21 protein-coding genes are annotated in these 22,322 nt (G+C 71.9%); 10 read left to right on the top strand and 11 right to left on the bottom strand.

Going from position 1 to position 22,322, the window contains the following annotated elements:
- The first annotated feature begins 296 nt into the window (after positions 1 to 296).
- The 5 genes from scpB to AB0C27_RS48735 all read left to right on the top strand — a co-directional run bounded on the left by scpB (position 297) and on the right by AB0C27_RS48735 (position 5,961).
- A complete protein-coding gene (gene scpB, locus AB0C27_RS48755) occupies positions 297 to 872 on the top strand; it encodes an SMC-Scp complex subunit ScpB (RefSeq protein ID WP_346109182.1) in 576 nt (191 codons plus the stop codon).
- On the top strand, positions 869 to 2,992 hold the full coding sequence (locus AB0C27_RS48750) for a pseudouridine synthase (protein ID WP_357860564.1): 2,124 nt from the start codon (positions 869 to 871) through the stop codon (positions 2,990 to 2,992). The genes scpB and AB0C27_RS48750 overlap by 4 nt, the downstream gene beginning before the upstream one ends.
- Before the next feature lie 69 nt (positions 2,993 to 3,061).
- Positions 3,062 to 3,421 carry a chorismate mutase gene (gene aroH, locus AB0C27_RS48745; protein ID WP_106244778.1) on the top strand — a complete coding sequence of 120 codons (360 nt, stop codon included), beginning with the start codon at positions 3,062 to 3,064 and terminating at the stop codon, positions 3,419 to 3,421.
- Between the two features lie 161 nt (positions 3,422 to 3,582).
- A complete protein-coding gene (locus tag AB0C27_RS48740; protein ID WP_357860561.1) occupies positions 3,583 to 4,671 on the top strand; it encodes a prephenate dehydrogenase in 1,089 nt (362 codons plus the stop codon).
- Between the two features lie 144 nt (positions 4,672 to 4,815).
- Positions 4,816 to 5,961 carry an FAD-dependent oxidoreductase gene (locus AB0C27_RS48735; protein ID WP_357860704.1) on the top strand — a complete coding sequence of 382 codons (1,146 nt, stop codon included), beginning with the start codon at positions 4,816 to 4,818 and terminating at the stop codon, positions 5,959 to 5,961.
- Between the two features lie 123 nt (positions 5,962 to 6,084).
- On the opposite strand, the gene AB0C27_RS48730 is transcribed toward AB0C27_RS48735, so the two are convergent.
- A complete protein-coding gene (locus AB0C27_RS48730; RefSeq protein WP_357860558.1) occupies positions 6,085 to 6,279 on the bottom strand; it encodes a DUF2795 domain-containing protein in 195 nt (64 codons plus the stop codon).
- 107 nt (positions 6,280 to 6,386) lie between these two features.
- Here AB0C27_RS48730 and AB0C27_RS48725 point away from each other — a divergent pair, with 107 nt between their 5' ends.
- The 5 genes from AB0C27_RS48725 (at position 6,387) to aspS (ending at position 12,158) form a co-directional block, all read left to right on the top strand.
- On the top strand, positions 6,387 to 7,013 hold the full coding sequence (locus AB0C27_RS48725) for a TetR/AcrR family transcriptional regulator (RefSeq protein ID WP_357860555.1): 627 nt from the start codon (positions 6,387 to 6,389) through the stop codon (positions 7,011 to 7,013).
- Positions 7,010 to 8,371 carry a carotenoid oxygenase family protein gene (locus AB0C27_RS48720; RefSeq protein ID WP_357860552.1) on the top strand — a complete coding sequence of 454 codons (1,362 nt, stop codon included), beginning with the start codon at positions 7,010 to 7,012 and terminating at the stop codon, positions 8,369 to 8,371. Before AB0C27_RS48725 ends, AB0C27_RS48720 begins: the two co-directional genes overlap by 4 nt.
- 72 nt (positions 8,372 to 8,443) lie before the next feature.
- Complete coding sequence (gene cmk, locus AB0C27_RS48715) at positions 8,444 to 9,124, top strand: (d)CMP kinase (protein WP_357860702.1); 681 nt, start codon at positions 8,444 to 8,446, stop codon at positions 9,122 to 9,124.
- A gap of 39 nt (positions 9,125 to 9,163) precedes the next feature.
- Entirely contained in the window at positions 9,164 to 10,555 is a 1,392-nt protein-coding gene (der, locus tag AB0C27_RS48710) for a ribosome biogenesis GTPase Der (protein WP_357860549.1), read from the top strand.
- A gap of 265 nt (positions 10,556 to 10,820) precedes the next feature.
- Positions 10,821 to 12,158 (top strand): aspartate--tRNA(Asn) ligase, encoded by a 1,338-nt coding sequence (gene aspS / locus AB0C27_RS48705; protein WP_357860546.1) that lies wholly within the window; start codon positions 10,821 to 10,823, stop codon positions 12,156 to 12,158.
- 117 nt (positions 12,159 to 12,275) lie between these two features.
- On the opposite strand, the gene AB0C27_RS48700 is transcribed toward aspS, so the two are convergent.
- The 10 genes from AB0C27_RS48700 to AB0C27_RS48655 all read right to left on the bottom strand — a co-directional run bounded on the left by AB0C27_RS48700 (position 12,276) and on the right by AB0C27_RS48655 (position 22,322).
- The gene (locus tag AB0C27_RS48700) at positions 12,276 to 14,150 is read right to left on the bottom strand and encodes an MFS transporter (protein ID WP_357860543.1); all 1,875 of its coding nucleotides are present in this window, start codon (positions 14,148 to 14,150) and stop codon (positions 12,276 to 12,278) included.
- A gap of 10 nt (positions 14,151 to 14,160) precedes the next feature.
- The gene (locus AB0C27_RS48695; protein ID WP_357860540.1) at positions 14,161 to 14,811 is read right to left on the bottom strand and encodes an LppX_LprAFG lipoprotein; all 651 of its coding nucleotides are present in this window, start codon (positions 14,809 to 14,811) and stop codon (positions 14,161 to 14,163) included.
- A 90-nt stretch (positions 14,812 to 14,901) separates the two neighbouring features.
- A complete protein-coding gene (locus AB0C27_RS48690) occupies positions 14,902 to 15,360 on the bottom strand; it encodes a MarR family transcriptional regulator (RefSeq protein WP_357860537.1) in 459 nt (152 codons plus the stop codon).
- Positions 15,361 to 15,506: 146 nt separating this feature from the next.
- Positions 15,507 to 16,109, bottom strand: a complete 603-nt coding sequence (locus AB0C27_RS48685; RefSeq protein ID WP_357860534.1) for a 4'-phosphopantetheinyl transferase superfamily protein — start codon at positions 16,107 to 16,109, stop codon at positions 15,507 to 15,509.
- A 17-nt stretch (positions 16,110 to 16,126) separates the two neighbouring features.
- Positions 16,127 to 16,804, bottom strand: a complete 678-nt coding sequence (locus AB0C27_RS48680; RefSeq protein ID WP_357860531.1) for a hypothetical protein — start codon at positions 16,802 to 16,804, stop codon at positions 16,127 to 16,129.
- Entirely contained in the window at positions 16,801 to 18,225 is a 1,425-nt protein-coding gene (locus AB0C27_RS48675) for an MCE family protein (RefSeq protein ID WP_357860528.1), read from the bottom strand. Before AB0C27_RS48675 ends, AB0C27_RS48680 begins: the two co-directional genes overlap by 4 nt.
- Entirely contained in the window at positions 18,222 to 19,220 is a 999-nt protein-coding gene (locus AB0C27_RS48670; protein WP_357860525.1) for an MCE family protein, read from the bottom strand. Before AB0C27_RS48670 ends, AB0C27_RS48675 begins: the two co-directional genes overlap by 4 nt.
- Positions 19,217 to 20,242: an MCE family protein gene (locus tag AB0C27_RS48665; protein WP_357860522.1), complete on the bottom strand. Its 1,026-nt coding sequence runs from the start codon at positions 20,240 to 20,242 to the stop codon at positions 19,217 to 19,219. The genes AB0C27_RS48670 and AB0C27_RS48665 overlap by 4 nt, the downstream gene beginning before the upstream one ends.
- Entirely contained in the window at positions 20,239 to 21,279 is a 1,041-nt protein-coding gene (locus tag AB0C27_RS48660) for an MlaD family protein (protein ID WP_357860519.1), read from the bottom strand. Before AB0C27_RS48660 ends, AB0C27_RS48665 begins: the two co-directional genes overlap by 4 nt.
- Entirely contained in the window at positions 21,279 to 22,322 is a 1,044-nt protein-coding gene (locus AB0C27_RS48655) for an MlaD family protein (RefSeq protein ID WP_357860516.1), read from the bottom strand. Before AB0C27_RS48655 ends, AB0C27_RS48660 begins: the two co-directional genes overlap by 1 nt.

The raw sequence follows: 22,322 nt of genomic DNA, 5'->3' as shown, positions 1-22,322 counted from the left end.
CCGCGGTGGAGGAAACGGACGCGGACCTCGGGGCGGAGGAACCTGACACGGCTCCCGCCGATCCCGCCGCTGCTTCCACGGAGACCGCGCCGGACCTCGGGGCTTGGGACGGTGCGTCCGGCGCGCTCTCCGAGGAGGTCGAGGAGGGTTCCCCGCCCGCGGGTTCCGGACCGGTGGAGCCGGATCCGGCGGACGATGCCGAGCCGGAGCCCGTTCCGGACGCGCCAGAGGCGGGTGCGGTGGAGCAGGGCGAGCCGGAGCCGGCCGTGGCGGAGTCGGGTGAGGTCGAGCAGGGTGTGGCGGGGGAGCCGGACGGGGGCTCGGGGGGAGGGCCGACGCTTGCGGCGGCGTTGGAGGCTATCCTTCTTGTAGTCGACGAGCCCGTCGCCGAGGTGACCCTCGCGCAGGTGCTGGAGCGGCCCACACACGAGGTGGGTGCCGCTCTGCGCGGCCTGGCCGCGGAATACACCGCTTCGGGGCGGGGTTTCGACTTGCGAGAGGTCGCGGGCGGCTGGCGTTTTTACACGCGTGCCGACTGCGCACAACTGGTCGAGCGGTTCGTACGCGACGGCCAGCAGTCGCGGCTGACCCAGGCCGCGTTGGAGACACTCGCGGTGGTGGCCTACCGGCAACCGGTGAGCCGCGCCCGAGTCGCCGCCGTGCGCGGCGTCAACAGCGACGGCGTCATGCGGACGCTCGTCGCCAGGGGACTGGTCGAAGAGGCCGGCTCCGACCCGGAGAGCCAGGCAGTGCTCTACCGGACAAGCTCATACTTCCTTGAACGTCTGGGACTGCGGGACCTGAGCGAGCTTCCCGAGCTCGCGCCCTTCCTCCCTGACGACTTGGAGAATCTCGAGGAGACGACAAAGTGATCAACAGGCGCAGCACCCCGTCCGGTGATGGACGCGGTCGTGGACGTACCGGCGGCTCCGGCCGCAGTGGGCGTCCCGCCTTCCGCTCCGACGACAGCCGCGGCGGTAACCGCCGCGACAACGACTCCCGCGGCGGTTACCGCGGTGACAGCGACTCCCGTGGTGGCTACCGCGGTGAGAGTGACTCCCGCGGCACGTCCCGGGGCGACAACGGCTTCCGCGGCGGATCCCGCGGCGGCGACGACAACCGCGGCGGATCCCGCCGCGACGACTTCCGCGACCGGCCCGCGCGCGACTCTCTCCGCGCCGACCGTGGCGGATCCCGCGCCCGTTACGGCGACGGCGACCGCCCGAGCCGCTTCCAGCGCGAGGAGCGTTCCCCAGGCGGCGACCGCGAGGCCCGCTTCGGCGGCGACCGCCGCGAGAGCCGTCCGGCCGGTGGCGACCGTGGCGCGAGCCGCTTCGGCGGCGGTGACCGTGGCACCAGCCGTTTCGGTGGTGGTGACCGTGGGACGAGCCGCTTCGGCGGCGGTGACTCCCGTACCGGCGGCGGCGACCGTGGTACGAGCCGTTTCAGCGGCGGTGACCGGCGTGACAGCCGCTTCGGCGGCGGGGACGACCGGCGTGAAGGCCGTTACGGCCGCGACGAGCGGCCGCGCGACGGCGACCGGGGCGGTTACCGCCCCGAGGGCCGGGACGACCGGTTCGGCGACTCCCGTGGCGACCGGCGTGACGGCGGGCGTGGTGACTTCCGTGCCGAACGACGTGACGGCGGGCGCGGCGACTTCCGTGGCGACCGGCCTGACAGTGCGTATGACGGCGCGCGTGACGGCGGGCGTGACAGGGGGCACGACGGCGGGCGTGACGAGCGCGGCGCCGGGTTCAGGGCCGGGCGGAGCGGGCGTCGTGAGGACACCGCTCCCAGCGGCACGAACTCGACCCGTTCCCGCTACGGCAGGCGCGACGGCGACGACCGCGGCGGCAGGCCCGGAGGCGACGCACGCGGCGCCGGGTACAGCGGCGCCGGGTACGGCGGCGCAGGGCGCGGTGCCGACAGGCGCGGCGGTGACGGGCGCAGCGGGAACGGGCGCAGTGGTGACGGGCGCGGGGCGCGTACGTCCCGGCGTGATGAGGTGCAGACGCTCGGCGGCGGCGGCGGACGCGACGGCTACCGTGGCTCCCAGCGTGGTCGTGACGGCTTCGCCGGCTCCGGGCGCGGCCGGGAGGGCTTCGGCGGCCCCGGGCGCGGGCGCGACGGCTCTGAGGGCTCCTCGCGCGGGCGTGACGGCTCCGGCAGCCCGCAGCGCGACCGGGTGAAGGCCGCCCGCCAGCCGCTCCGCGACTACGACTTCTACCCCGAGGGCTACACCGACGAGCGCGACACCACCGAGGTGCCGGGCGGCGTACGGCTGCAGAAGGTGCTCGCGCAGGCGGGCGTCGCCAGCCGCAGGGCCTGCGAGGAGATGATCGGCGAGGGCCGCGTCACCGTCAACGGCCAGGTCGTACGGAGGTTCGGCGCCAAGGTCGACCCGGCCGCCCAGGTCATCCACGTGGACGGCAAGCGCATCCCGACCGCGCCCGACCTGGTCTACTACGCGCTCAACAAGCCCATCGGCGTGGTCTCCACGATGGACGACCCGCAGGGCCGGCCGTGCCTGGCCGACTTCGTCGAGGAGCTGGCGCCGAGGCTGTTCCACGTGGGGCGGCTGGACACCGAGACCGAGGGCCTGCTGCTGCTCACCAACGACGGGGAGCTGGCCAACCGGCTGACGCACCCCAGCTACGGCGTGCAGAAGAAGTACTGGGCCAAGGTGCCGGGGCCGATCCCGCGTGACCTGGCCCGGCGCCTGAAGCAGGGCATCGAGCTGGAGGACGGCCTGGCCAGGGCCGACTCCTTCGCCGTCGTGCACGAGCACGGCCAGCAGGCGCTGGTCGAGGTGGTCCTGCACGAGGGCCGCAAGCACGTGGTCAGGCGGATGCTAGAGGAGGCGGGTCACCGGGTGATCGACCTGGCCAGGATCGAGTTCGGGCCGGTGAAGCTGGGCCGGACCAAGCCGGGCACCGTCAGGTCGCTGAGCCTGAAGGAAGTCGGCGAGCTGTACGCGGCCGTGAAGCTGTAATCTGGCCGGACGCAGGAGCCCGTGCGAACCTCCGCACGGGCTCTCCGGTATAAGAGGGGGACGAACCACATGGTGCGGGCGATCCGCGGGGCGATCCAGGTGGACGCCGACGACCGCGACTCGGTCATCTCCGGGACGACCGAGCTGGTCAGTGCGATCATGGAGCGTAACCGGCTGACCCCGGACGACGTGATCAGCGTGCTGTTCACGGCCACGCCCGACCTGACCTCCGAGTTCCCCGCGCTCGCGGCGCGTAAGCTGGGCTTCCACGATGTGCCGCTGATCTGCTGCACCGAGATCGACGTGCCGGGCGCGCTGCCTCGCGTCGTACGCCTGATGGCGCACATCGAGACCGACCGCCCGCGGTCGGAGATCCAGCACGTCTATCTGCGCGGGGCGGTGGCATTGCGCCAGGACATAGCCCAGTGAACGCCGACGCCGGCGGACGCCGTTCCCCGTGAGCGGCGCCGCCGGTGAGGCGGCGGTGCCGAGCAGGGCGGCAGGGTCCGGTCGGCGGGCACGCAAGTGTCCGGCAAGCCGGACGCGCGACACTCCACATTCCGTATAGCCCGATAAATCAGGACATCGAGATGGAACTTCGTACCGTGCTCGTCGTCGGCACCGGTCTGATCGGCACCTCCGCGGCGCTGGCGCTACGCAAGCGGAACGTGCGCGTGCTGCTCGCCGACCGCGATCCAGGAGCCGTACGGCTGGCACGGGAGCTCGGCGCGGGCGAGGACTGGACCCCCAACACGGCGGCCTCCGACCCGGCGGACCTCGCGATCATCGCGGTGCCCCCCGCGTACGTGGCCACCGAGCTGCTGGAGCTGCAGCGGATCGGCGCGGCCCGGTTCTACACCGACGTCGCCAGCGTGAAGGCCGAGCCCATCCACCGGGCCGCGCAGCTGGGCTGCGACCTGGCCAGCTACGTCGCCTCCCACCCGCTGGCCGGGCGGGAGAAGTCCGGGCCGGGGGCCGCGCGCGACGACCTGTTCCTCGGCCGTCCTTGGGCGCTGTGTCCCACGGAGGAGGCCGACCCCGAGGCGAAGGCGGCCGTGCTGCGGCTGATCGACCTGTGCGGGGCCAACGCGGTCGAGGTGAGCGCGATGGACCACGACCGCGCGGTGGCCGTGGTCTCCCACGCGCCCCACGTGGCCGCCTCCGCCGTGGCCGCCCGCCTGGCCGACGCCACGGACGTGGCGCTGGGGCTGGCCGGGCAGGGCGTGCGTGACGTCACCCGGATCGCGGGCAGCGACCCTGGGCTGTGGCTGGGCATCCTGTCCGGCAACGCCTCCCCGGTCGCCGAGGTGCTGGAGGCCGTGGCCAACGACCTGGCCGACGCCGCGAGCGCGCTGCGTGCCATGGCCGAGGGCGACGGCACGGCCACCGGCGAGCTCACCCAGCTGCTCAAGCGCGGCGTGGTGGGCCACGACCGCATCCCCGGCAAGCACGGCGGCCCCGCCTCCTCCTACGCCGCCGTCCAGGTGGTCATCGGCGACAGCCCCGGCCAGCTGGCCCGGCTGTTCAGGGTGTGCGACGAGGTCGGCGTCAACGTCGAGGACGTGCGCCTCGAACACGCGCCCGGCCTGCCCCTGGGCATCGCCGAGCTGGCGGTGCAGCCCGACTCCGCCGCCTCGCTCACCGACGCCCTGCGCGAACGCGGCTGGCAGGTCCCGTAGCCCGGGTGCTCTTGCCCGGCTTTTGCGGTCTGTACGATTCCGCGTGCGCCAAGGTCCGAAAAGTTTTCCCCGGACGATGTCACGCCCGCGCCTCCTCGATCCGTCTTCAGGTCAGAATCGAGGAGGTAAGGACAATGGAGTGAAATTCTGGTCCTGGGCGGGGGCTACGCCGGCATGATGGCGGCCATCAGGGCCGCCCGGCTGACGCGCAAGACAGGCGGCAAGGTCACCCTGGTGAACGCCTCGCCGACGTTCACCGAGCGGCTGCGCCTGCACCAGACGGCCGCGGGGCAGCCGCTGGCCCCGCGTTCCCTGGCGGAGTCGCTGGCCGGCACCGGCGTCCGGCTGGAGATCGGGCGGGTGACGGCGCTCGATCCGGCACGCGGGCAGGTGCGCCTCGCCGACCCGGACGGCGGCGAGCGGGTGCTCGGCTACGACAAGCTGGTCTACGCGCTCGGCGCCGTCACCGACACCTCCGTCCCCGGCGTCGACGACCACGCGTACACCTATGACGACCACGAGTCCGCCGTACGGCTCTCGCGGCGCCTCGACGACCTGACGCGCGGCACGGTGGTCGTGGCCGGCGGCGGGCTGACCGGCGTCGAGTCGGCGGCCGAGCTGGCCGAGACCCGCCCCCACCTGCGGGTGGTGCTGGTGACCAGGGGCCGGCCCGGCTCCATGATGGGCGAGAGCGCCCGCGCGTACCTGGACGCGAGCCTGGAGCGGCTCGGCGTAGAGGTGCGTTCGGGCGCGGCCGTCACCAAGGTGCTGCCCGACGGCGTCGAGCTGGAGGGCGGCGAGCTGATCCACTCCGACGCCACGCTCTGGACCACCGGCATCAAGGGGCTGTCCATCGCCACGGAGTCGGGGCTCACCGTGGACGCCCAGGGCCGGATCGTGGTGGACTCCGCGCTGCGCTCGGTCTCCCATCCCGACGTGTACGCCGTCGGCGACGCCGCCGCGATCACGCAGAAGTTCGGGGTCATGCACGGCACCTGTCAGGGCGGAATCCCGGCGGGCCTGCACGCGGCCGGCTCGCTGGCCGCCACGCTCCAGGGCAAGGAACCGGCCGCCTTCCGGTTCGGGTACGTGCATCAGCCCACCAGCCTGGGCCGCCGCGACGCGGTCATCCAGTTCACCCACCAGGACGACACACCGCGCAGGTGGTACCTGACCGGGCGGGCGGCCATCAGGTACAAGGAGGTGCTGTGCGCGAGCTCGTTCCCGACGTTCAAGCTGCTCAAGCGGGGCCTGGTGCCCGTCTGGATGTTCCGCCTCACCGGCATCTGACGAGCGGGCGGGCTTCTGACGGGTGGGGGCCCATCCACATACGGGCGTTACGACGAACGATCGACGAACGACGAACGGCGGGCGGGGCCAGGAGGCCCCGCCCGCCGCGCTTTTGTGTCCGGTTCAGCGTCTGTTGATCGCCTGGCTGACGGCGTTGGGGCCGTCGTACTGGCGGTCCGGCATGGCCTCCAGGGCCTCGATGATGTCCTCGTCGGCGTCCTGCTCGCGCGCGGCGTCGATGAGGTCGTCTTTGCTGGCCGGATAGTCGACCATGCTCAGGTGCCGCTGCAGGTCGATCGGGTTAGGTGCTGTGCTCATAACTCTTTGCTGCCCATCCATCACGATAGGTAACCATTGACGAGCCGCGGGGGAGGGCGTACAAAGAAGGGGTAACAGCGTTACCCGAGAGAAACGGCGTTACCAGGATGACGGTCACCGCGTATCAGCAGGCTCAGCGGCAGGGACAGGGCGTCGTCAGGGACGTCATCCTCGACGCGGCCAAACGGCTGCTCATCGGCGAGGGGCCGGGCGCGCTGACCGTGCGGCGGATCTCCGCCGAGGTCGGCTGCTCCACCAAGGTGATCTACACGCTCTTCGGCGGGAAGGACGGGCTCAGCGAGGCGCTCTGGCTGGAGGGGTTCGCCCGGTTCGAGCGGCGGCTGCTGGCAGTGCCCGATCACGACGCCCCGCTGGCCCGGCTGCACGAAGGTCTGGCCGCCTACCGCGACTACGCCCTGAGCGAGCCCGACTACTACCGGGTCATGTTCCAGAGCGCCATGCCGGGGTTCAAGGCCGGCGAGGATGCGGTGCGGGTGGCCAAGCGCACGTTCGAGCTGCTGGTGCGCGGAGTGGCCGACTGCCTTGAGGCCGGCGTGCTGCGCGGCGGGACGGCCACGGAGATCGCCGACGTGCTGTGGATGGCCATACACGGCGCCGTAAGTCTCGAAATCTCGGATTTCTTCGATCAGGGCGAGGCCGAGCAGCGCTACCGGTTGCTGTGCGCCTCGGTGCTCACGCCGTTCCTGGCTTCAGCAGAGAAGGACGCATCATGACGACCACTCCCTTCCAGCACGGATTCGCCCCGGTGACCGAGGAGGTCACCGCGTTCGACCTGGAGGTCACCGGGCGCATCCCGGCCGAGCTCAACGGCCGATATCTGCGTAACGGCCCCAACCCGCTCAGCCTCGACGACCCCTCCGCCGGGCACCTGTTCCTCGGCGAGGGCATGGTCCACGGCGTGCGGCTGCGCGACGGGCGCGCCGAGTGGTACCGCAACCGGTGGGTGCGCAGCGCCGCGGTCGCCCGGCGGCTCGGCGAGCCCGCCAGGCCGGGGCCCGTGCACAGCAACATGGACTTCGCGGCCAACACCCACGTCATCGGGCTGGCCGGGCGCACGTTCGCGACCGTGGAGGCGGGGGCGCTGCCGTACGAGCTGAGCTACGAGCTCGACACCATCGGCGCCTGCGACTTCGACGGCGGCCTGCCCGGCGGGTTCGCCGCCCACACCCACCTCGACCCGGTCAGCGGCGAGCTGCACGCGCTGGCCTACTTCTTCGGCTGGGACCACCACCAGCACGTCGTCCTCGACGCCAAGGGCACGGTGACGCAGGTCAGGGACATCCCGATCGCCGACGCGCCCATGGTGCACGACTTCGCGATCACCGAGCGGTTCGTGGTCATCTACGACCTGCCGGTCACGTTCAGCATGCCCCACGCGGAGAAGGGCAGCCAGCTCCCGTACGCGTGGAACGAGGCCCACCCCGCCCGCGTCGGGCTCCTGTCGCGCGAGAGCGGCGAGCTGCGCTGGTTCGAACTGCCGTCCTGCTGGGTCTTCCACACGCTGAACGCCTACGACGACGGCGACGAGGTGGTGGTCGACCTGGTGAGCTATCCCAAGGGGTTCGTGGACGCCCGGCTCGACCTGGGCGGCATGCCCACGCTCGACCGGTGGCGGATCGGCCTGACCACCGGCCGCGTCCGCGTCAGCACGCTCGACGACCGGATGCAGGAGTTCCCGCGGATGGACGAGCGCCGCACGGGCCGGGCCTACCGCTACGGCTACACCGCCGCCACCCGCGACATCCACGACGTGGTCGGCCCCGGCCGCAGCGAGATGGAGGACCTGCCCGACGAGTCGTTCGACAACACGCTCATCAAGCACGACCTGCGGCTCGGCACGCAGGAGTCGCGGCAGTTCGGGCGCGGCGCGTACGTGGGCGAGCCCGTCTTCATCGGCTCGGGGGAGGCGGAGGACGACGGCTACGTGATGACGTACGTGAACAACCCGGCCAGGGGAGCGGCCGACCTGGTGATCCTGGCCGGCCAGGACTTCACCGGCGAGCCCGTCGCCACCGTCCACCTGCCCGCTCGCGTGCCGCTCGGCTTCCACGGAAGCTGGATCGCCGACTGAGCGGGAGGCGGTAGCCTTCTCAGGTTGGGAAAACGTGAAGAAGGAGAGGCCGTGACCGCTCTGGTCGTCGCGATGGACGGGCCTTCGGGGTCGGGTAAGTCGAGCGTGTCGCGCGGGGCGGCCCGCGCGTTGGGCCTGCGCTACCTCGACACCGGGGCGATGTACCGCGCGATGACCTGGTGGATGCTGCGCCAGGGCGTCGACCTGACCGATCCCGCCGCGGTCGCGGCCCGCTGCGGCGAGCCCGCCGTCGTCTCCGGCACCGACCCCGACGGTCCCGCGATCCACGTCGACGGCGTCGACGTGGCGGGGCCGATCAGGGAGTCCGAGGTCACCGGCGCGGTCTCCGCCGTCGCCGCCGTGCCCGAGGTGCGGGCCCGGCTCGTCGCGCTGCAGCGGGAGGTCATCGGCGACGGCGGCATCGTGGTCGAGGGCCGTGACATCGGCACGGTCGTCTGGCCGGACGCCGCCGTCAAGATCTACCTGACGGCCAGCCCCGAGGCCCGCGCCCGCAGGCGCAGCGCCGAGCTGGCCGGCTCCACGGTGGAGGCGCAGCAGGAGGCCATGGCCAAGCGCGACACGCTCGATTCGACACGGAAGACCGACCCGCTCTCGATGGCGGTGGGCGCCGTCGAGCTCGACACCTCCGACCTGACCCTGGAAGAGGTCATCGCCGAGGTGCTGAGGCTGGTCGCGGAGCGAGAGGGCTCGGCGAGCGAGTCCTTGAGCGGCCGCATACACGAGCGCACCTGAGCCGAACTCAGGTGCGGTACTCACAAAGGATGAAAAATCGTGACAACGGGGGATTGGGTCGAGGCTGACCTCGACGACCTTGAGATCGGCGAGCACGAGCAGGCGGTGCCGCTGCCGGTCGTCGCCATCGTCGGACGGCCTAACGTCGGCAAGTCCACGCTGGTCAACCGCATCATCGGCCGCCGCGAAGCGGTCGTGGAAGACGTTCCCGGGGTCACCCGCGACCGCGTCACCTACGACGCCAACTGGCGTGGCCGCCGCTTCACCGTCGTCGACACCGGCGGCTGGGACCCCGACGCCACCGGCATGAACCTGCGCATCGCCGAGCAGGCGCAGGTCGCCGTCGAGCTGGCCGACGTGATCGTGTTCGTGGTCGACGCCACCGTGGGCGCCACCGACGCCGACGAGATCGTGGGCTCGGTGCTGCGCCAGTCCGGCAAGCCGGTCATCCTGGCCGCCAACAAGGTCGACAACCAGCAGCTTGAGCTGGAGGCCGCCGCGCTGTGGTCGCTCGGGCTCGGCGAGCCCTACCCGGTCTCGGCCCTGCACGGCCGCTCCAGCGGCGACCTGCTCGACGTGATGCTCGACAAGCTGCCCGAGACTCCGCAGGTCACCTTCGAGGCCGAGCGCGGGCCGGCCCGCGTGGCCCTGCTCGGCAAGCCCAACGTCGGCAAGTCCTCGCTGCTCAACAAGCTCGCCGGCGAGGAGCGGGTGTTGGTCGACCCCATGGCGGGCACCACCCGCGACCCGGTCGACGAGCTGATCGAGCTCGGCGGGCGCACCTGGCGCTTCGTCGACACCGCCGGCATCCGGCGGCGCGACCGCGAGCTGCAGGGCGCCGACTTCTACGCCGCCATGCGCACCCGCGCGGCACTGGAGCGCACCGAGGTGGCGATCGTGCTCATCGACGCCAGCGAGCCGCTCACCGAGCAGGACCTGCGCATCATCGGCCTGGTGATCGAGTCAGGCCGGGCCATGGTGGTGGCCTTCAACAAGTGGGACCTGGTCGACGAGGACCGGCGCTACTACCTGGAGAAGGAGATCGACCGGCAGCTCGTACGCACCCCGTGGGCGCTGCGGGTCAACATCTCCGCCAAGACGGGCCGCCACGTCGACCGGCTGGTCCCGGCGCTGGAGAAGGCGCTCGACTCCTGGGCCACGCGGGTGCCGACGTCCCGGCTCAACGCGTTCCTGACCGAGCTGGTGCAGCAGACGCCGCCGCCGGTGCGCGGAGGCAAGCAGCCGAAGATCCTCTTCGCCACGCAGGCGTCGATCGAGCCGCCCAAGTTCGTGCTGTTCACCTCGGGCTGGCTGGAAGACACCTACCGGCGCTTCATCGAGCGGCGCATCCGCGAGGAGTTCGGCTTCGCCGGCTCCCCGATCGACGTGTCGATGAAGATCCGCGAGAAGCGGGCCAAGAAGGACAAGTGATAAGCTCCGCGGCAACGCGTTGACGGAGACGAGTAACCAGCGGGGTCCACGGCCCCAGAGAGCCGCCGTACGCTGCGAAGGCGGCGCCGTGGCCCGCTGGTGAAGACACTCCCGAGTGCGGGGAGGAAATGCCCCGCCGGTCTGACCCCCGTCATCGGGTCGTGGAGGCCGCCCTCGCACGGGGCCGGCGAAAGTGCGGTGGCACCGGGAGCTCCCTTCTCCCCCGCACTCCCAAGGGGTCATGCACTTCCGTTGAGGAGCTGTGATGATCTCTCGTGTCATGTCGGCGGAGCTCGCTGAGCACGCCGGGCAACGAGTGACGATCGCCGGTTGGGTCCATCGCCGCCGGCAACTCAAATCCGTGTCCTTCCTGGTCGTCAGGGACCGTACGGGGCTGACCCAGGCGGTGACCGGCCCGAACCCGCCCGCGCAGGACCTGTCGGCCCGGGACCCGCGCGCCCGGACCCTGCCGGCCCAAGAGCTGCCCGCTCGTGAGCTGCCTCCTGAGGAGAGCGTCGTCGCGGTCACCGGCACCGTGACGGCCAGCCCGCAGGCGCCCGGGGGCTACGAGCTGGTCGCGCCGGAGGTCGAGGTCCTGGCCGAGCCGGGCGCGGCGCCGCCGTTCGACCTCTACCGGCCGATCGTCGGGGCCACGCTCCCGACCGTGCTCGACCACGCCCCGGTCGCGCTGCGGCATCCGCTGCTGCGGGCGCCGCTGGAGATCTCGGCGGCGAGCGTGGCCGGGTTCAGGGAGACGCTCGACCGGCTCGGCTTCACCGAGATCCACACCCCGAAGATCGTCGCCTCGGCCACCGAGTCGGGCGCGAACGTCTTCGGCATCGACTACTTCGGCCGTCCTGCCTACCTGGCGCAGTCGCCGCAGTTCTACAAGCAGGCGATGACCGGGGTGTTCGAGCGCGTCTACGAGGTCGGCCCGGTCTTCCGCGCGGAGCCGCACGACACGGTGCGCCACCTGGCCCAGTACACCAGCCTGGACGCCGAGCTCGGCTTCATCGAGGACCACCGCGACGTGATGGCGGTCCTGCGCGAGGTGGTGGCGGGCATGCTGGAGTCGGTACGCCGCCGCGCCGCCCCCGCGCTCGACCTGCTCGGCGTCGAGCCGCCCGCGGCGCCCGCCGAGATCCCCGCGGTGCACTTCACCGAGGCGCAGCGGCTGACCTCGTCCGACGAGCCCGACCTGGCGCCCGCGCAGGAGCGGTGGCTGGGGGAGTGGGCGCGGCGCGAGCACGGGTCGGAGTTCCTGTTCGTCACCGGCTACCCCATGTCCAAGCGGCCCTTCTACACCCACCCCGACCCCGCCAGGCCCGGCCACTCCAACGGCTTCGACCTGCTCTTCAGGGGCATGGAGCTGGTCACGGGCGGGCAGCGGCTGCACCGGTACGAGGACTACGTGCGCGCGCTGGCCGCCCGGGGCGAGGGGACGGAGGCGTACGAGGGTTACTTGCAGGCGTTCAAGTACGGGATGCCGCCGCACGGCGGGTTCGCGCTGGGGCTGGAACGGTGGACCGCGCGGCTGACGGGCGCCGCCAACGTCCGCCAGAGCACCGCCTTCCCCCGCGACCTGCACCGCCTGTCGCCATGACCCCGGCGTAGCCGACGCCCACGCCGTCCCGGCCAGGGGCCGGGCGGCGGGCCATGTCGTCCCGTCCCGCAGCCGGGCGGAAGTTCCCGCCGTCCCGGCCCGCGACGGGGCGCAGGCTCATGCCGTTCCGGTTCGCGGCCGGGGCGGCATGAGCACCGCCACCGCCGCGCCGAGCAGGCAGATGAACGCCGTGACCAGGAACATCTCGGTGTACTCGGTGTGCAGCGCCGCCTGCACCTTCGCGGTGTAGTCGGCCAGCCTGCGCTGGTAGGTCTCCGCGTCCACGCCGAACGGCAGCGGCGTGTCCAGATGGGCGGTCAGCGACTGGAACCGGTAGAAACCCCACGCCGACACGGCGGCGATGCCGATCAGCATGCCCATCATCCTGGCCACCACGACCGCCGCCGACGCCACGCCGTGCTGGGCCGCCGTACTCACCCGCAGCACCGCCGACGACACCGGGGCGATCACCAGGCCGAGCCCCAGCCCGGCCACGACCAGGTCGAGGTCCACGACCAGGCCCGCCCCGGCCAGGTCGAGCGGCCAGCGGCTCATCAGCCAGTAACCCACCGCCGCCAGCAGCAGGCCGCCGACCGCGACGGGCCGGTCACCTAGCCGGCGCGCCAGCAGCCCGCCGAGCAGGGCGCCGACGGTCAGGGCGGCCAGGAACCTGGCCAGCACCAGCGCCGCCCCCAGCGCGTCCGCGCCGAGCAGCGTCTGAGCGGTGAACTGGACGAACACCATCGTGACCAGCAACGCCGCCCCGGCCAGGAAACTCACCGCCAGGGTGGCGAGCAGCGGGCCCTTGCGGGCGCCGGTGAGGTCGAGCAGGCGTACGGGGGAACGGATCTCCCACCAGACGAAACCGGCGGCCGTCAGCACCCCGGCGGCGATCACCGGTGGACCCCACGGCGGGAGCACGGCGACGGCCGGATCCGGGTTGTAGAGCCCGACGACGAGCAGACCGAGCGCCACCGCCAGCAACACCCCACCGACGACATCCACCCGCCCAGCCTTAGGCCCATCACCCGGCCCGGTCCCCGATTCGACCACCGGCCTGCCGGCCGACCCAGTGACCGGCTCGGCGGCCGACCTGGCGACCGCTTCGGTCACCGGCCTGGTGACCTGCCCACCGGCCTGCCCACCGACCGGCCCGGCGACGGGTTCCGCATGTCGCTCGGCGACCGGTTCGGCGCTCGGGGTGGCTGCGACGGTCGTTTCGCCGTCCGAAGCGAGCGGCCGACCGGCCGGAGCGTCCGGGAGTGCCGTGTCGTGGCCTGAGATGGTCTCGGTCGCCGGTTCGGGGTGGGATGCGGTGGCGGCGGTGCTGGTCGGGAGGGTCACCTGCGACGCGGCGCCCAAGTGGGGCGGGAGGGTCGCCTGCTGCGCCGTGCTGGAGCGGGGCGGGAGGGTGAGGTGGACGGCGATGGCGGCCAGGGCGGCCAGGGGCAGGTTGATCCAGAAGATCGCGTGCCATTCCCCCAGCTCCACCCCCGCCACCACCGTGCTCGGGATCAACGCCACCAGCCCGCCGTACAGGGGCCCGAGCGCGCTGCCCAGCTCCTGGGCCGCTCCCACCGCCCCGAGGGCCACCGGCCGTTCCCGTTCCTCCCACAGGTCGCCGATGAGCGCCATCGTGATCGGCAGCAACGCGCCCCCGGCCACCCCCTGGACGGTCCGCCCGGCCACCACCATGACCTCGCCGGACGCCAGCGCCGTCAGGACGGAGCCGAGCGCGAAGGCCGCCAGGCAGGCGTGGATCAGCGGCCGCCGCCCGTAGCGGTCGGACAACTGCCCGAGCAGCGGCATCGCGGCCACGTACCCGAGCAGGAAGCCCGTGACGATCGGGGTCGCGCGCTCCAGGTGGTTGAGCGGGATGCCGACGTCCTCGGCGATGTCGATGAGGACGGTCACCACCACGTACGCGTCGAGCGCGGCCAGCAGCACCACCGCGCCCCCCGCGCCGAGCACGACCCGGCGGGCGCGCCTCATTTCGCGGGCCTCATTTCGCGGGGGGCGGTGTGATCGTGACGGGCGCGTCGTAGTCGCTGAACGACACCGTCACCGTGCCGTCCTTCAGCGGCAGGCTCGCCTTGGTGAGCCGGCTGGTGGCCTGGTCGAGCCAGACCTTGCCGTTCACGCCCTGCGTGACGCCGGGGATGATCTGGCCCACGACGTTGCCGGGGAAGGTGGTCGCGACCCGGTAGGAGCCGCTCTCGACGCCTTCGACCCTGGGGTCGGTGGCCTGGGCGAGCAGCTGCGCGATGCCCTTGGTGGGTTCGAGGATGACCGACGGGTCGTAGAACTGCGCGAGCTGGGCGCGCGTCATCTTCTGGAAGCCGCCGGTCGGCCCCTTGAAGTGCACGGTGTCGCCGATCAGCGCGAAGTTCACCTCTTGCAGGGTGCCCAGCACGTCGAGAGTGATCGTGCCGTCGGCGTCGCCCTCGGCGGTGAGCCGGCCGTCGGCCTTCTTGACCGGAACGTTGGGCTTGCCCTCGGTCGCGATCGAGAAGCCGGCCGACTTGACGACCTTCATGGCCTCGGAGGCCTTCTTCATCAGATCGGGGCCGGCGGGCAGCTCGGCCTCGCCGCCCGCCGACGAGCACGCCGACGCCAGGGCGAGCACCGCCACGATCACTAGCTTTCTCAGCATGACCGGGATGCTAGCGACCGGTCGGGAACGCTGTGAGGCTTCCCCGGTATCGGTTGGATGTCAGCGCGACGGCGCCGGTCGCCCCGGAGGTCAGCGCAGCTTCTTCAGGTGCTCCACGATCGGCGCGTACGCCGCCTCGATCGCCTCCAGCTGCTCGTCGGTGAGCCGGTCGACGAAGTGTTCGCGCACGCCGCCCACGTGGACCGGGGCCACCCGCTGCGTCGTCTCCCATCCTTCGTCGGTCAGCACGGCGTACGTGCCCCGCCGGTCGTCACGGCAGTCCTCCCTGGTCACCAGGCCCTTGGCCTCCATGCGGGAGATCTGGTGCGACAATCGGCTGCGTGACTGGATCGTCGCGTCGGCCAGGTCGCTCATCCGCATCCGGCGGCCGGGGCTCTCGGAGAGGTTGACGAGGATCTCGTAGTCGTTCAACGAGAGTGAATGCTCCTGCAGCTCGCGGTCGAGCCGGTGCATGAGCAGCTTGTGCAGCGCCAGGTGTGTACGCCAGGCACGCTGTTCGGCGGGGGAAAGCCAGCGAGGCGCGCTCATGATCTCCAATCTAGCGCACGTGGAGTGAAGCGCCATGGACGAGACGTCGGGCGGCAGTCTGACCACCGTACGCCTCATCCGGGCGAACCTGTCGCCGGTCATCGGCCCCGCGGCGCCCCCGCCGCGCCCCCGCGGCGACCCCACGCCTACCCGTCGCCGCCGAGCTCCGGGATGGGCGCCCGGCTCGCCGGGGTGTCGGTGACGACGGCCACCCTGATGTCCGGGCCCGCGCTCCACTCCAGCAGGTGCCGGCCGGTCAGGTCGTCGCCGCCGTCGCCGAGCTGGTCGAGCGTCAGCTCGCCGCGCTTGATCAGCGCCTCCTTGCGGGTCCAGTGGCGCATCAGCTCGTCGTTGCCGGTGACCAGCGCGCGCTCGCGCGGCGTGAGGACCCGGTCGGCCAGCATCGTGTCCAGCGGACCAGGACGCACCCGCTCGGCGTCCACCCCGACCTTGCCGGGGCCGGCCGCCGCGCACACGTAGCCGCGCGTGTGGCTGAAGCTGACGCCCAGCTCGGGAGCCTGTTCGAGGTACGGCCTGCCGTGACCGGGGCCGTGCAGGTCGCAGACCTGCAGCAGCGTCAGCCCGGCCGGGTCGGCGTCGAGCACGGCGGCGGCGCAGAGCCGCACGAGCAGGTGGGCGGCGACGAAGGAGGCGCGGTCGTGCTCGTACAGGAAGCGGGCGGCCCGCTCCTTCTCCACCTCGGTGAGCCAGTCTTCGGGGGCACGCACCTCGTCGGGGTGCCCGCCCATCGCTAAGGGGCCGATCGTCAGTCCTTCTTGTCCTTGTCGCCGTCGAGGGAGTACTGGTCCTCCGAGGCCGCGCCGAGCGTGGTCACGTCATGGATCTTCCAGCTGCCCTTCTCCTTCACAAGACTGATCTTAAGGTGCGAATCCCTGACCGAGCGGATCGCTTGCGAACTGTTCACCTGCTGATCCACGACGACGATGGCGTGCGCGGTGGCCTCGTCCACGTCGGCCAGGTAGACCTCGCGCACGGTGGCCTGCGAGGTGGCCTTGAGCTTGACGATGACCTGCGCCATCGTGCCGCCGAACGCCGTGTCGTAGGTGGCCAGGAAGTCGCCCGTGGCCTGGGCGGCCAGAGTGGAGCGGGTGGTCTGCAGGTCCCGGTAGTCGTAGCTGAGCAGGGCCCGGCTGAACGCGCTCGCCGCGCCGGACACCTCCAGGCGCAGCGCGCGCTCCGACTCCAGGGCGGCCCGCGCGTCCTGGGCCTGGGTGGCGGCGACCCACTGCAGCACGGCGGTGGCGGCGACGGCGGCCACCAGCATGGCGGCCAGCGCACCGAACACCTTGGCCCGCCAGAACCGCCTGGCTCCGCGCTCTCCTGATGACTCGGTGGTGGTGTCCGTGTCTCCGCCGGTGCCGGTGCCGGTGCCGGGGTCGGTGTCGGTGGGGGCCTGCTCGGCGAGATCCGGTTTGGCGGTCAAGACGACTCCTCACGGCGGCGGGCGGCCCGGCCCGCCGCGATCCAGCCCACGATGCCACCACTCGCCACCACGGCGAGGAACATCGCGGCAATCAGCGGGACGGTGTTGATGGGGGTTCCGGACGCGGCGCGGGTGCCGGCCGCGTCCGCCGGTGAATCGGTGGCTCGCGGGGTCCCGTCCGTTCCATCCGTCTCCTTCCTGTTCGTGCTGTCCTCCTTCGCGCCGGGTGTGCCGGCGCCGGGACGGTCGTTCGCGGAGGCCGGGCCGCCGGAGTCGCGGGGCCGGGCGGCGACGTCCTGGCGCTCGCCGCCAGGCCGCCCGGCGGCGTCCGGGTGGGGATCCGAGTCGGGGCCCGCGCCGGGGTCGGGTTCGGGGGCGCGGTCGGGGCAGGCGCGGAGCTTGGGCACGGAGGGCGGGCCGAGCGGCCCCGCGTACTCCTCGGCCGGCTGGGGCCCGCCGGGCACGCTGAAGACGAACGCCGCCTTGCCGTACACCGTGTCCCCGCGCCGGTCGCTGATGTCGTCGGACAGGCTCAGCGCGGTCGGCACGATGCTCAGCAGATGGTGCACGTTCCGCTCGGTCGCGGCCGAGAACGCCGGCCGGTGCGGCAGCCCGGCCGCCGTCAGCAGGCAGGAGAACCCCGGCCGCGACTTCCTGACGGCGTCGTCGAGCTGGGCGAACACCCCGGGCCCGTGGTCGAGGATGGCGTTGAGATCGGTACGGGACTCCCGCAGCGCGGCCGTCACCGCGCTCAGGTCCGTGATCCCCGAGGCCAGTTGCCCGCGCTTGCCCGCCAGCGTGTGCGTGAGCCGGGTGAGTTGCACCGCCAGGTCGTCGAGCACCTCGGTGTTGTCGGCGAGCGTGCCGGTCAGGGTGTGGGCGTCCTCGATGATGCGTCTGATCGCGGGCGCCCGCCCGTCCAGCGCGACGGCCAGCTCGTGCACGATGGTGTCGGCGTCCTTGGGCGGGACCGCGTTCAGCAGCTTGCCGACGCCCTCGAACAGCTTCTTGTAGTCGAGCGGCACCGTTGTCCTGGCCAGCGGGATCGTGTCGCCGGCGGCGAGGACGGGCCCGGTCACGCCGGCGGCGGGCGGTGAGAGCTCCACGTACGGCTCCCCGATGGCCGACTTGCGCCGCACCTCGGCGGTGACGCCCTTCGGCAGCCGGATCTCCCTGTCGATGTCCAGCCCCACGACGATCCTGCCCGGCGCCAGCCGTACGTCACCGATCTTGCCGACCCGGACGCCCAGGTAGGCCACGTCGAACCCGCGGATCAGCCCGGGGGAGGAGACGAACTCGGCCGAGACCCGGTACGGCCGCTCGATCGCGTCCAGCTTGATGATCGTGCTGAACGCCCAGACCGTCATGACGATCCCGAGCAGCACGAAGAAGCCGAGGTTGAGGTAGATGCGGTGTCTCATCGCGGCGGCTCCAGCAGCATGCGGACGTCCTCCACCGGGTTGCGCACGGGCTCCTCGCGCACCGACGGCAGCACGCCCTTCAGCCAGACGTAGATCATCACCTGGCCGTTCACCGTGATCGGCGGCGCGTCGATGAACTTCTGCAGCTTGGCCACCAGCGCCTTCAGGTCCTCCTTGCCCCGCTGCATGGACGAGGAGATGGCCTCCAGCTCACGCAGCAGCGTGCGCAGCCGGGCGGCGTGGCGCGGGTAGACGGTGAGGTTGGCCTGCTCGGCCAGTTTCGTGAGCGCGACGATGGTCTTCTTCACGTGGCCGCGCCCGTGCGCGAGGCGCTCGGTGGCCGCGGCCAGAGTGCCGGGCAGCCGGTCGAGTTCGGCGCTGCCCTCGGCCAGGTCGTCGCCGAGCCTGGCCAGGGCGTCGATGCTGGTGCCGAGGTCCCTGCGGGCGGCCGCGTAGGCGTCGGTGACCTGCGCCGTCTGCCTGATCAGCCGGTTGACGTCGTCGCCCTGCCCGTCGAGCGCGGTCGAGGCGGCGTCGAGTACGGCGTTGACGTCCTGCGCGCCGAGCGCCTCGATGAGCGGCCCGGCCTTGGCGGTGACCTGCTCGATGTCCGGTTCGACCGAGGTGTCGGCGATGGTGGCGCCGTCCTTGAGGTAGGGGCCCGAGGCCAGGTCCTTGCCCGTCGGCGGGCTGAGCAGCACGTAGTTCTCGCCCAGCACGGACGTCTTGGCCACGGTGGCGGTGCTGCCCTGGGGCACCCGGTGCGCGGACTGGACCGACATCGTCACCTTGGCCCGGTATCCCTGCAGCCGGATGTCGGTCACGGTGCCCACCCGCACGTCGGAGATCTGCACGCTGTGCCCGGCGACCAGGCTCTGCACGTCGTCGAAGACCGCGTACAGGGTCATGTCGCCGGTGGTCGCGCCGAGCGTCTGCAGCGAGCAGCCCGCGGTCAGGGCCAGCGCCGCCAGCACGGCCGGGAACCTGGTCCTCATCGCCCGCCTCCTCTCCGGGAGAAGGGACAGTTGCTCAGCCCGGCGGGCAGGCACGGCACCTCGCCCAGGTTCAGCGCGTCGAACAGCGGCGCCAGCCACGCCCTGGTCATCGCGTTGAGCACGATTCTGATCTTCAGGACGTGCTGCTCGCGGTCCCAGGAGTCGATCAGGATGTCGGCGAAGTCGGCCGCGCCCTTGACCGCCCGCGCCATGGAGTCGCTGTTGGCCCGGACGGTCAGCACCAGCTCGGCCAGCGTGCTCGCGGCCTGGGGGAGCCGTTCGGCGTACTGCTCGATGAGCACGTCGCCGCGCCGGACGAACCCGGCCATCGACGTGACGAAGCCGCGCAGTCGCCGCCGTTCCTCCGCCAGCATGGCGCTGGCCTCGGAGAAGGCGTCGATGGCGCCCGTCACCTGGCTCTCGCGCTCGTTGAGGCTGGTGGCCAGGTCGCTCAGCCCCTTGGCCAGGTCGATGAGCCGCTGGTCCTGCGCGGCCAGGACGCCGGTCAGCTCCGAGGTGTCGGCGATGGCGTTGTTGATCGTCTTGCCCCGGCCCCTGACGCCGTCGGCCAGGTCGCCCGCCACGTCGCCGAGCCGCTCGTCGTCGAGCGCGTCGGTGAGCTTGGTGAACGCGTCGAGCGCGTCGTCGATCTCCACCGGCAGGTCCGTGCGCTCCAGCGGGATCGTCGCCCCGGCGGCGATCCGCCGGTCGCCGGGCTTCCACGGGGGGTAAAGGACGACGTTGCGCTCGCCGAGCGTGTTCTGCGGCGCGACCACGGCCTTGACGCCGGCGGGCAGCGGCACCTGGGGATCGATCCGCAGCTCCGCCCGCACCTTGTCCCCGTCGATCCTGATGGTGTCCACGTAACCTGCGTCGAGGCCCATGACCTTGACCCGCGCCTCCTCGTACAGGGAGGGTGCGGCGCGGAAGATCGCCACCAGCCGGTACGGCTCCGCCCCCGTCACCGAGCACCCGGACGCCAGGAGCGCCCACCCCAGCAGCACCGCCACGAGCCGTGTCATCTGTCGCTCTTCCTGTCCTTGGCGATGGCCCCCAGCACCTCGGGGTTGATCGGCCCCAGGCCGGTGGCGATGGCCTCCAGCCACGGCCCCTGGCCGCCCATCGTCGACAGGCCGGAGAACGTCGGCCCAGCCCACGCCAGCAGCGAGTTGAGCCGCTCGTTGCTGCCGCTGAGCCGGGTGGTGATCGCCGCGTTGTCGTCGAGGACCTGGACGAGCGACTTCTCGTGCTCGTTGATCAGCCGGGTCGTGCTCTGCACCAGGTCACTGCCGTCGCCGAGCAGCGTGCGCAGCTCGGCGCGGCGCGCGCGCAGCTCGTCCAGCATGACCTCGACGGCGTCGATGAGCCGCCCGAGCTGCGCGTCCTTCTTCTTCAGCACGTCCATGATCCGGGTGCCGTTGTCGAGCAGCCGCTGGAGCTGCGGCTCGCTCTTGCTGATCGTGTCGGACAGGTCGCCGATGTTGTCCAGCAGCCGGGTGACGCGCCCCTTCTTGAAGGTGTCCAGCTTGTCCAGCTCGGCGAGCAGGTCGTCCACGGCGTCGGTGTCGAGCCGCTCGACGAGCCGGGTCGCGTCCTTGATGGCGTCGTTGATCAGCGTGGGCACGCCGGTCCGCTGCACGGGGATGCGCCGCCGGTCCTCGGGCAGCTGGTCCAGGTACGGAGGTGTGACCGGTCCTGTGAGCTTGACGTACCGGCCGCCGAGCAGGTTGGACAGGGCGACGTCGGCGCGGGTGGCCCGGCCGAGACGCACGCCGTCGTCCACCCTCCAGGTGACCACCACGTGGCCCTGCGCGTAGTCGGCGCGCACCTCGGTGACCTCGCCCACCCGCACCCCGGCCACCCGCACGTCGTTGCCGGTGCGCAGCCCGCCGGAGTCGGTGAACACGCCCGACATGGTGTAGCCGCCCTCCAGCAGGCCCAGGCTGCCGACGAGGAACGTGGTGACGAGGATCGCGCCGAGCACGGCCAGCGACACCAGGCCGACGGCGTGCCGGTTGCGGTCCCTGAAGGATCCGACGCGGAACGACTTGAGCGCCATCAGCGGCCCACCAGCAGCTTCCGCAGGTCCTTCTCGCTCTGGATCCTGGTGTTGCGCAGCGGCGGAGGCGTCTGCATGCCGTAGGGGCACGGGGCGGCGTTCAGCGCCACGCAGGGGACCGCGGTGATGAAGTAGTGGCCGCGGTTGACGCTCGAGTACGCCCGCGCGAACAGCGGCTGGAACGTGCTGACGGTCTTGTCGATCTTGCCCACGTTCCGCCTGATGCCGCCGGTCAGCCCGGACAGGTTGTCCACCAGGCGGCCGAGCTCGCCGGCGTTCTTGCCGAGCACCTCGTTGGAGGTGTGGACGGTGGCCGACAGCTCCACCAGCGCGTCGTCCACCAGTTCGCGGTTGTCGGCGAACGCCTCCGTCAGCGTGACCAGGTTGTCCACCAGCCGCTCGATCTGCCGGTCCCGCCTGGCGACCACGCCGGTGACGGTGGCGTAGTCCTTGAGCAGCTGTTCGATGGTCTTCTTGCGCTCGTTGACCGTGGTCGTGATCGCGTTGACGTTGTCGAGCAGGCGCGGGATGTTGTGCTGGTTGCCCTTGAGCGACTTGGCGGCGGCCGTCAGGAGCTGGTTGATCTGGTCGGGATCCAGGCTGCGGGTGAGCGGGCCGAGGTCGCTGATCAGCTCGCCGATGTCCACCACGGAGGAGGTGCGCGTGAGGCGCGCCCCCGGCGGCAGCCGGCCGGGCGCGGTGCCGGGCAGCAGGTAGACGACGCGCTGGCCGACGGCGTTGCGCCAGCGTACGGCGGCCTCGGTGTCGGTCGGCACCCTGACCGCGTTCTGCACCTCCATGGTCACTTCCGCCCGGCCGTTCACGACCCTGATCGTGTCCACCTGGCCGACCGGAGCTCCGGCGATCTTCACCTGGTCGCCCTCGTTCAGGCCGGACACGTCGTCGAACACGGCGACCAGGCGGTAGCCGTCGCCCGTGCTCACCCGCTCGATCTGCACCGCGATCACCACGATCAGCGTCAGGGTGAGGCCGATGAACAGCGCGAACCGCACGAGGGTCCAGCGGCGGCGCAGGCGTTCCAC

It is taken from the genome of Nonomuraea sp. NPDC048882, assembly GCF_040649755.1.
Taxonomy (GTDB): Bacteria; Actinomycetota; Actinomycetes; order Streptosporangiales; family Streptosporangiaceae; genus Nonomuraea; species Nonomuraea maheshkhaliensis.
Note: the sequence above shows the minus strand (reverse complement) of the source record. Positions and strands in the feature narration are given on the sequence as shown.

Coding starts and splice junctions, on each gene's coding strand:
- aroH (WP_106244778.1), top strand. CDS start 3,062: ATGGTGCGGGCGATCCGCGGGGCGATCCAGGTGGACGCCGACGACCGC.
- AB0C27_RS48740 (WP_357860561.1), top strand. CDS start 3,583: ATGGAACTTCGTACCGTGCTCGTCGTCGGCACCGGTCTGATCGGCACC.
- AB0C27_RS48730 (WP_357860558.1), bottom strand. CDS start 6,279: ATGAGCACAGCACCTAACCCGATCGACCTGCAGCGGCACCTGAGCATG.
- AB0C27_RS48725 (WP_357860555.1), top strand. CDS start 6,387: ATGACGGTCACCGCGTATCAGCAGGCTCAGCGGCAGGGACAGGGCGTC.
- AB0C27_RS48720 (WP_357860552.1), top strand. CDS start 7,010: ATGACGACCACTCCCTTCCAGCACGGATTCGCCCCGGTGACCGAGGAG.
- cmk (WP_357860702.1), top strand. CDS start 8,444: ATGGACGGGCCTTCGGGGTCGGGTAAGTCGAGCGTGTCGCGCGGGGCG.
- aspS (WP_357860546.1), top strand. CDS start 10,821: ATGATCTCTCGTGTCATGTCGGCGGAGCTCGCTGAGCACGCCGGGCAA.
- AB0C27_RS48700 (WP_357860543.1), bottom strand. CDS start 14,150: ATGAGGCGCGCCCGCCGGGTCGTGCTCGGCGCGGGGGGCGCGGTGGTG.
- AB0C27_RS48695 (WP_357860540.1), bottom strand. CDS start 14,811: ATGCTGAGAAAGCTAGTGATCGTGGCGGTGCTCGCCCTGGCGTCGGCG.
- AB0C27_RS48690 (WP_357860537.1), bottom strand. CDS start 15,360: ATGAGCGCGCCTCGCTGGCTTTCCCCCGCCGAACAGCGTGCCTGGCGT.
- AB0C27_RS48685 (WP_357860534.1), bottom strand. CDS start 16,109: ATGGGCGGGCACCCCGACGAGGTGCGTGCCCCCGAAGACTGGCTCACC.
- AB0C27_RS48675 (WP_357860528.1), bottom strand. CDS start 18,225: ATGAGACACCGCATCTACCTCAACCTCGGCTTCTTCGTGCTGCTCGGG.
- AB0C27_RS48670 (WP_357860525.1), bottom strand. CDS start 19,220: ATGAGGACCAGGTTCCCGGCCGTGCTGGCGGCGCTGGCCCTGACCGCG.
- AB0C27_RS48665 (WP_357860522.1), bottom strand. CDS start 20,242: ATGACACGGCTCGTGGCGGTGCTGCTGGGGTGGGCGCTCCTGGCGTCC.
- AB0C27_RS48660 (WP_357860519.1), bottom strand. CDS start 21,279: ATGGCGCTCAAGTCGTTCCGCGTCGGATCCTTCAGGGACCGCAACCGG.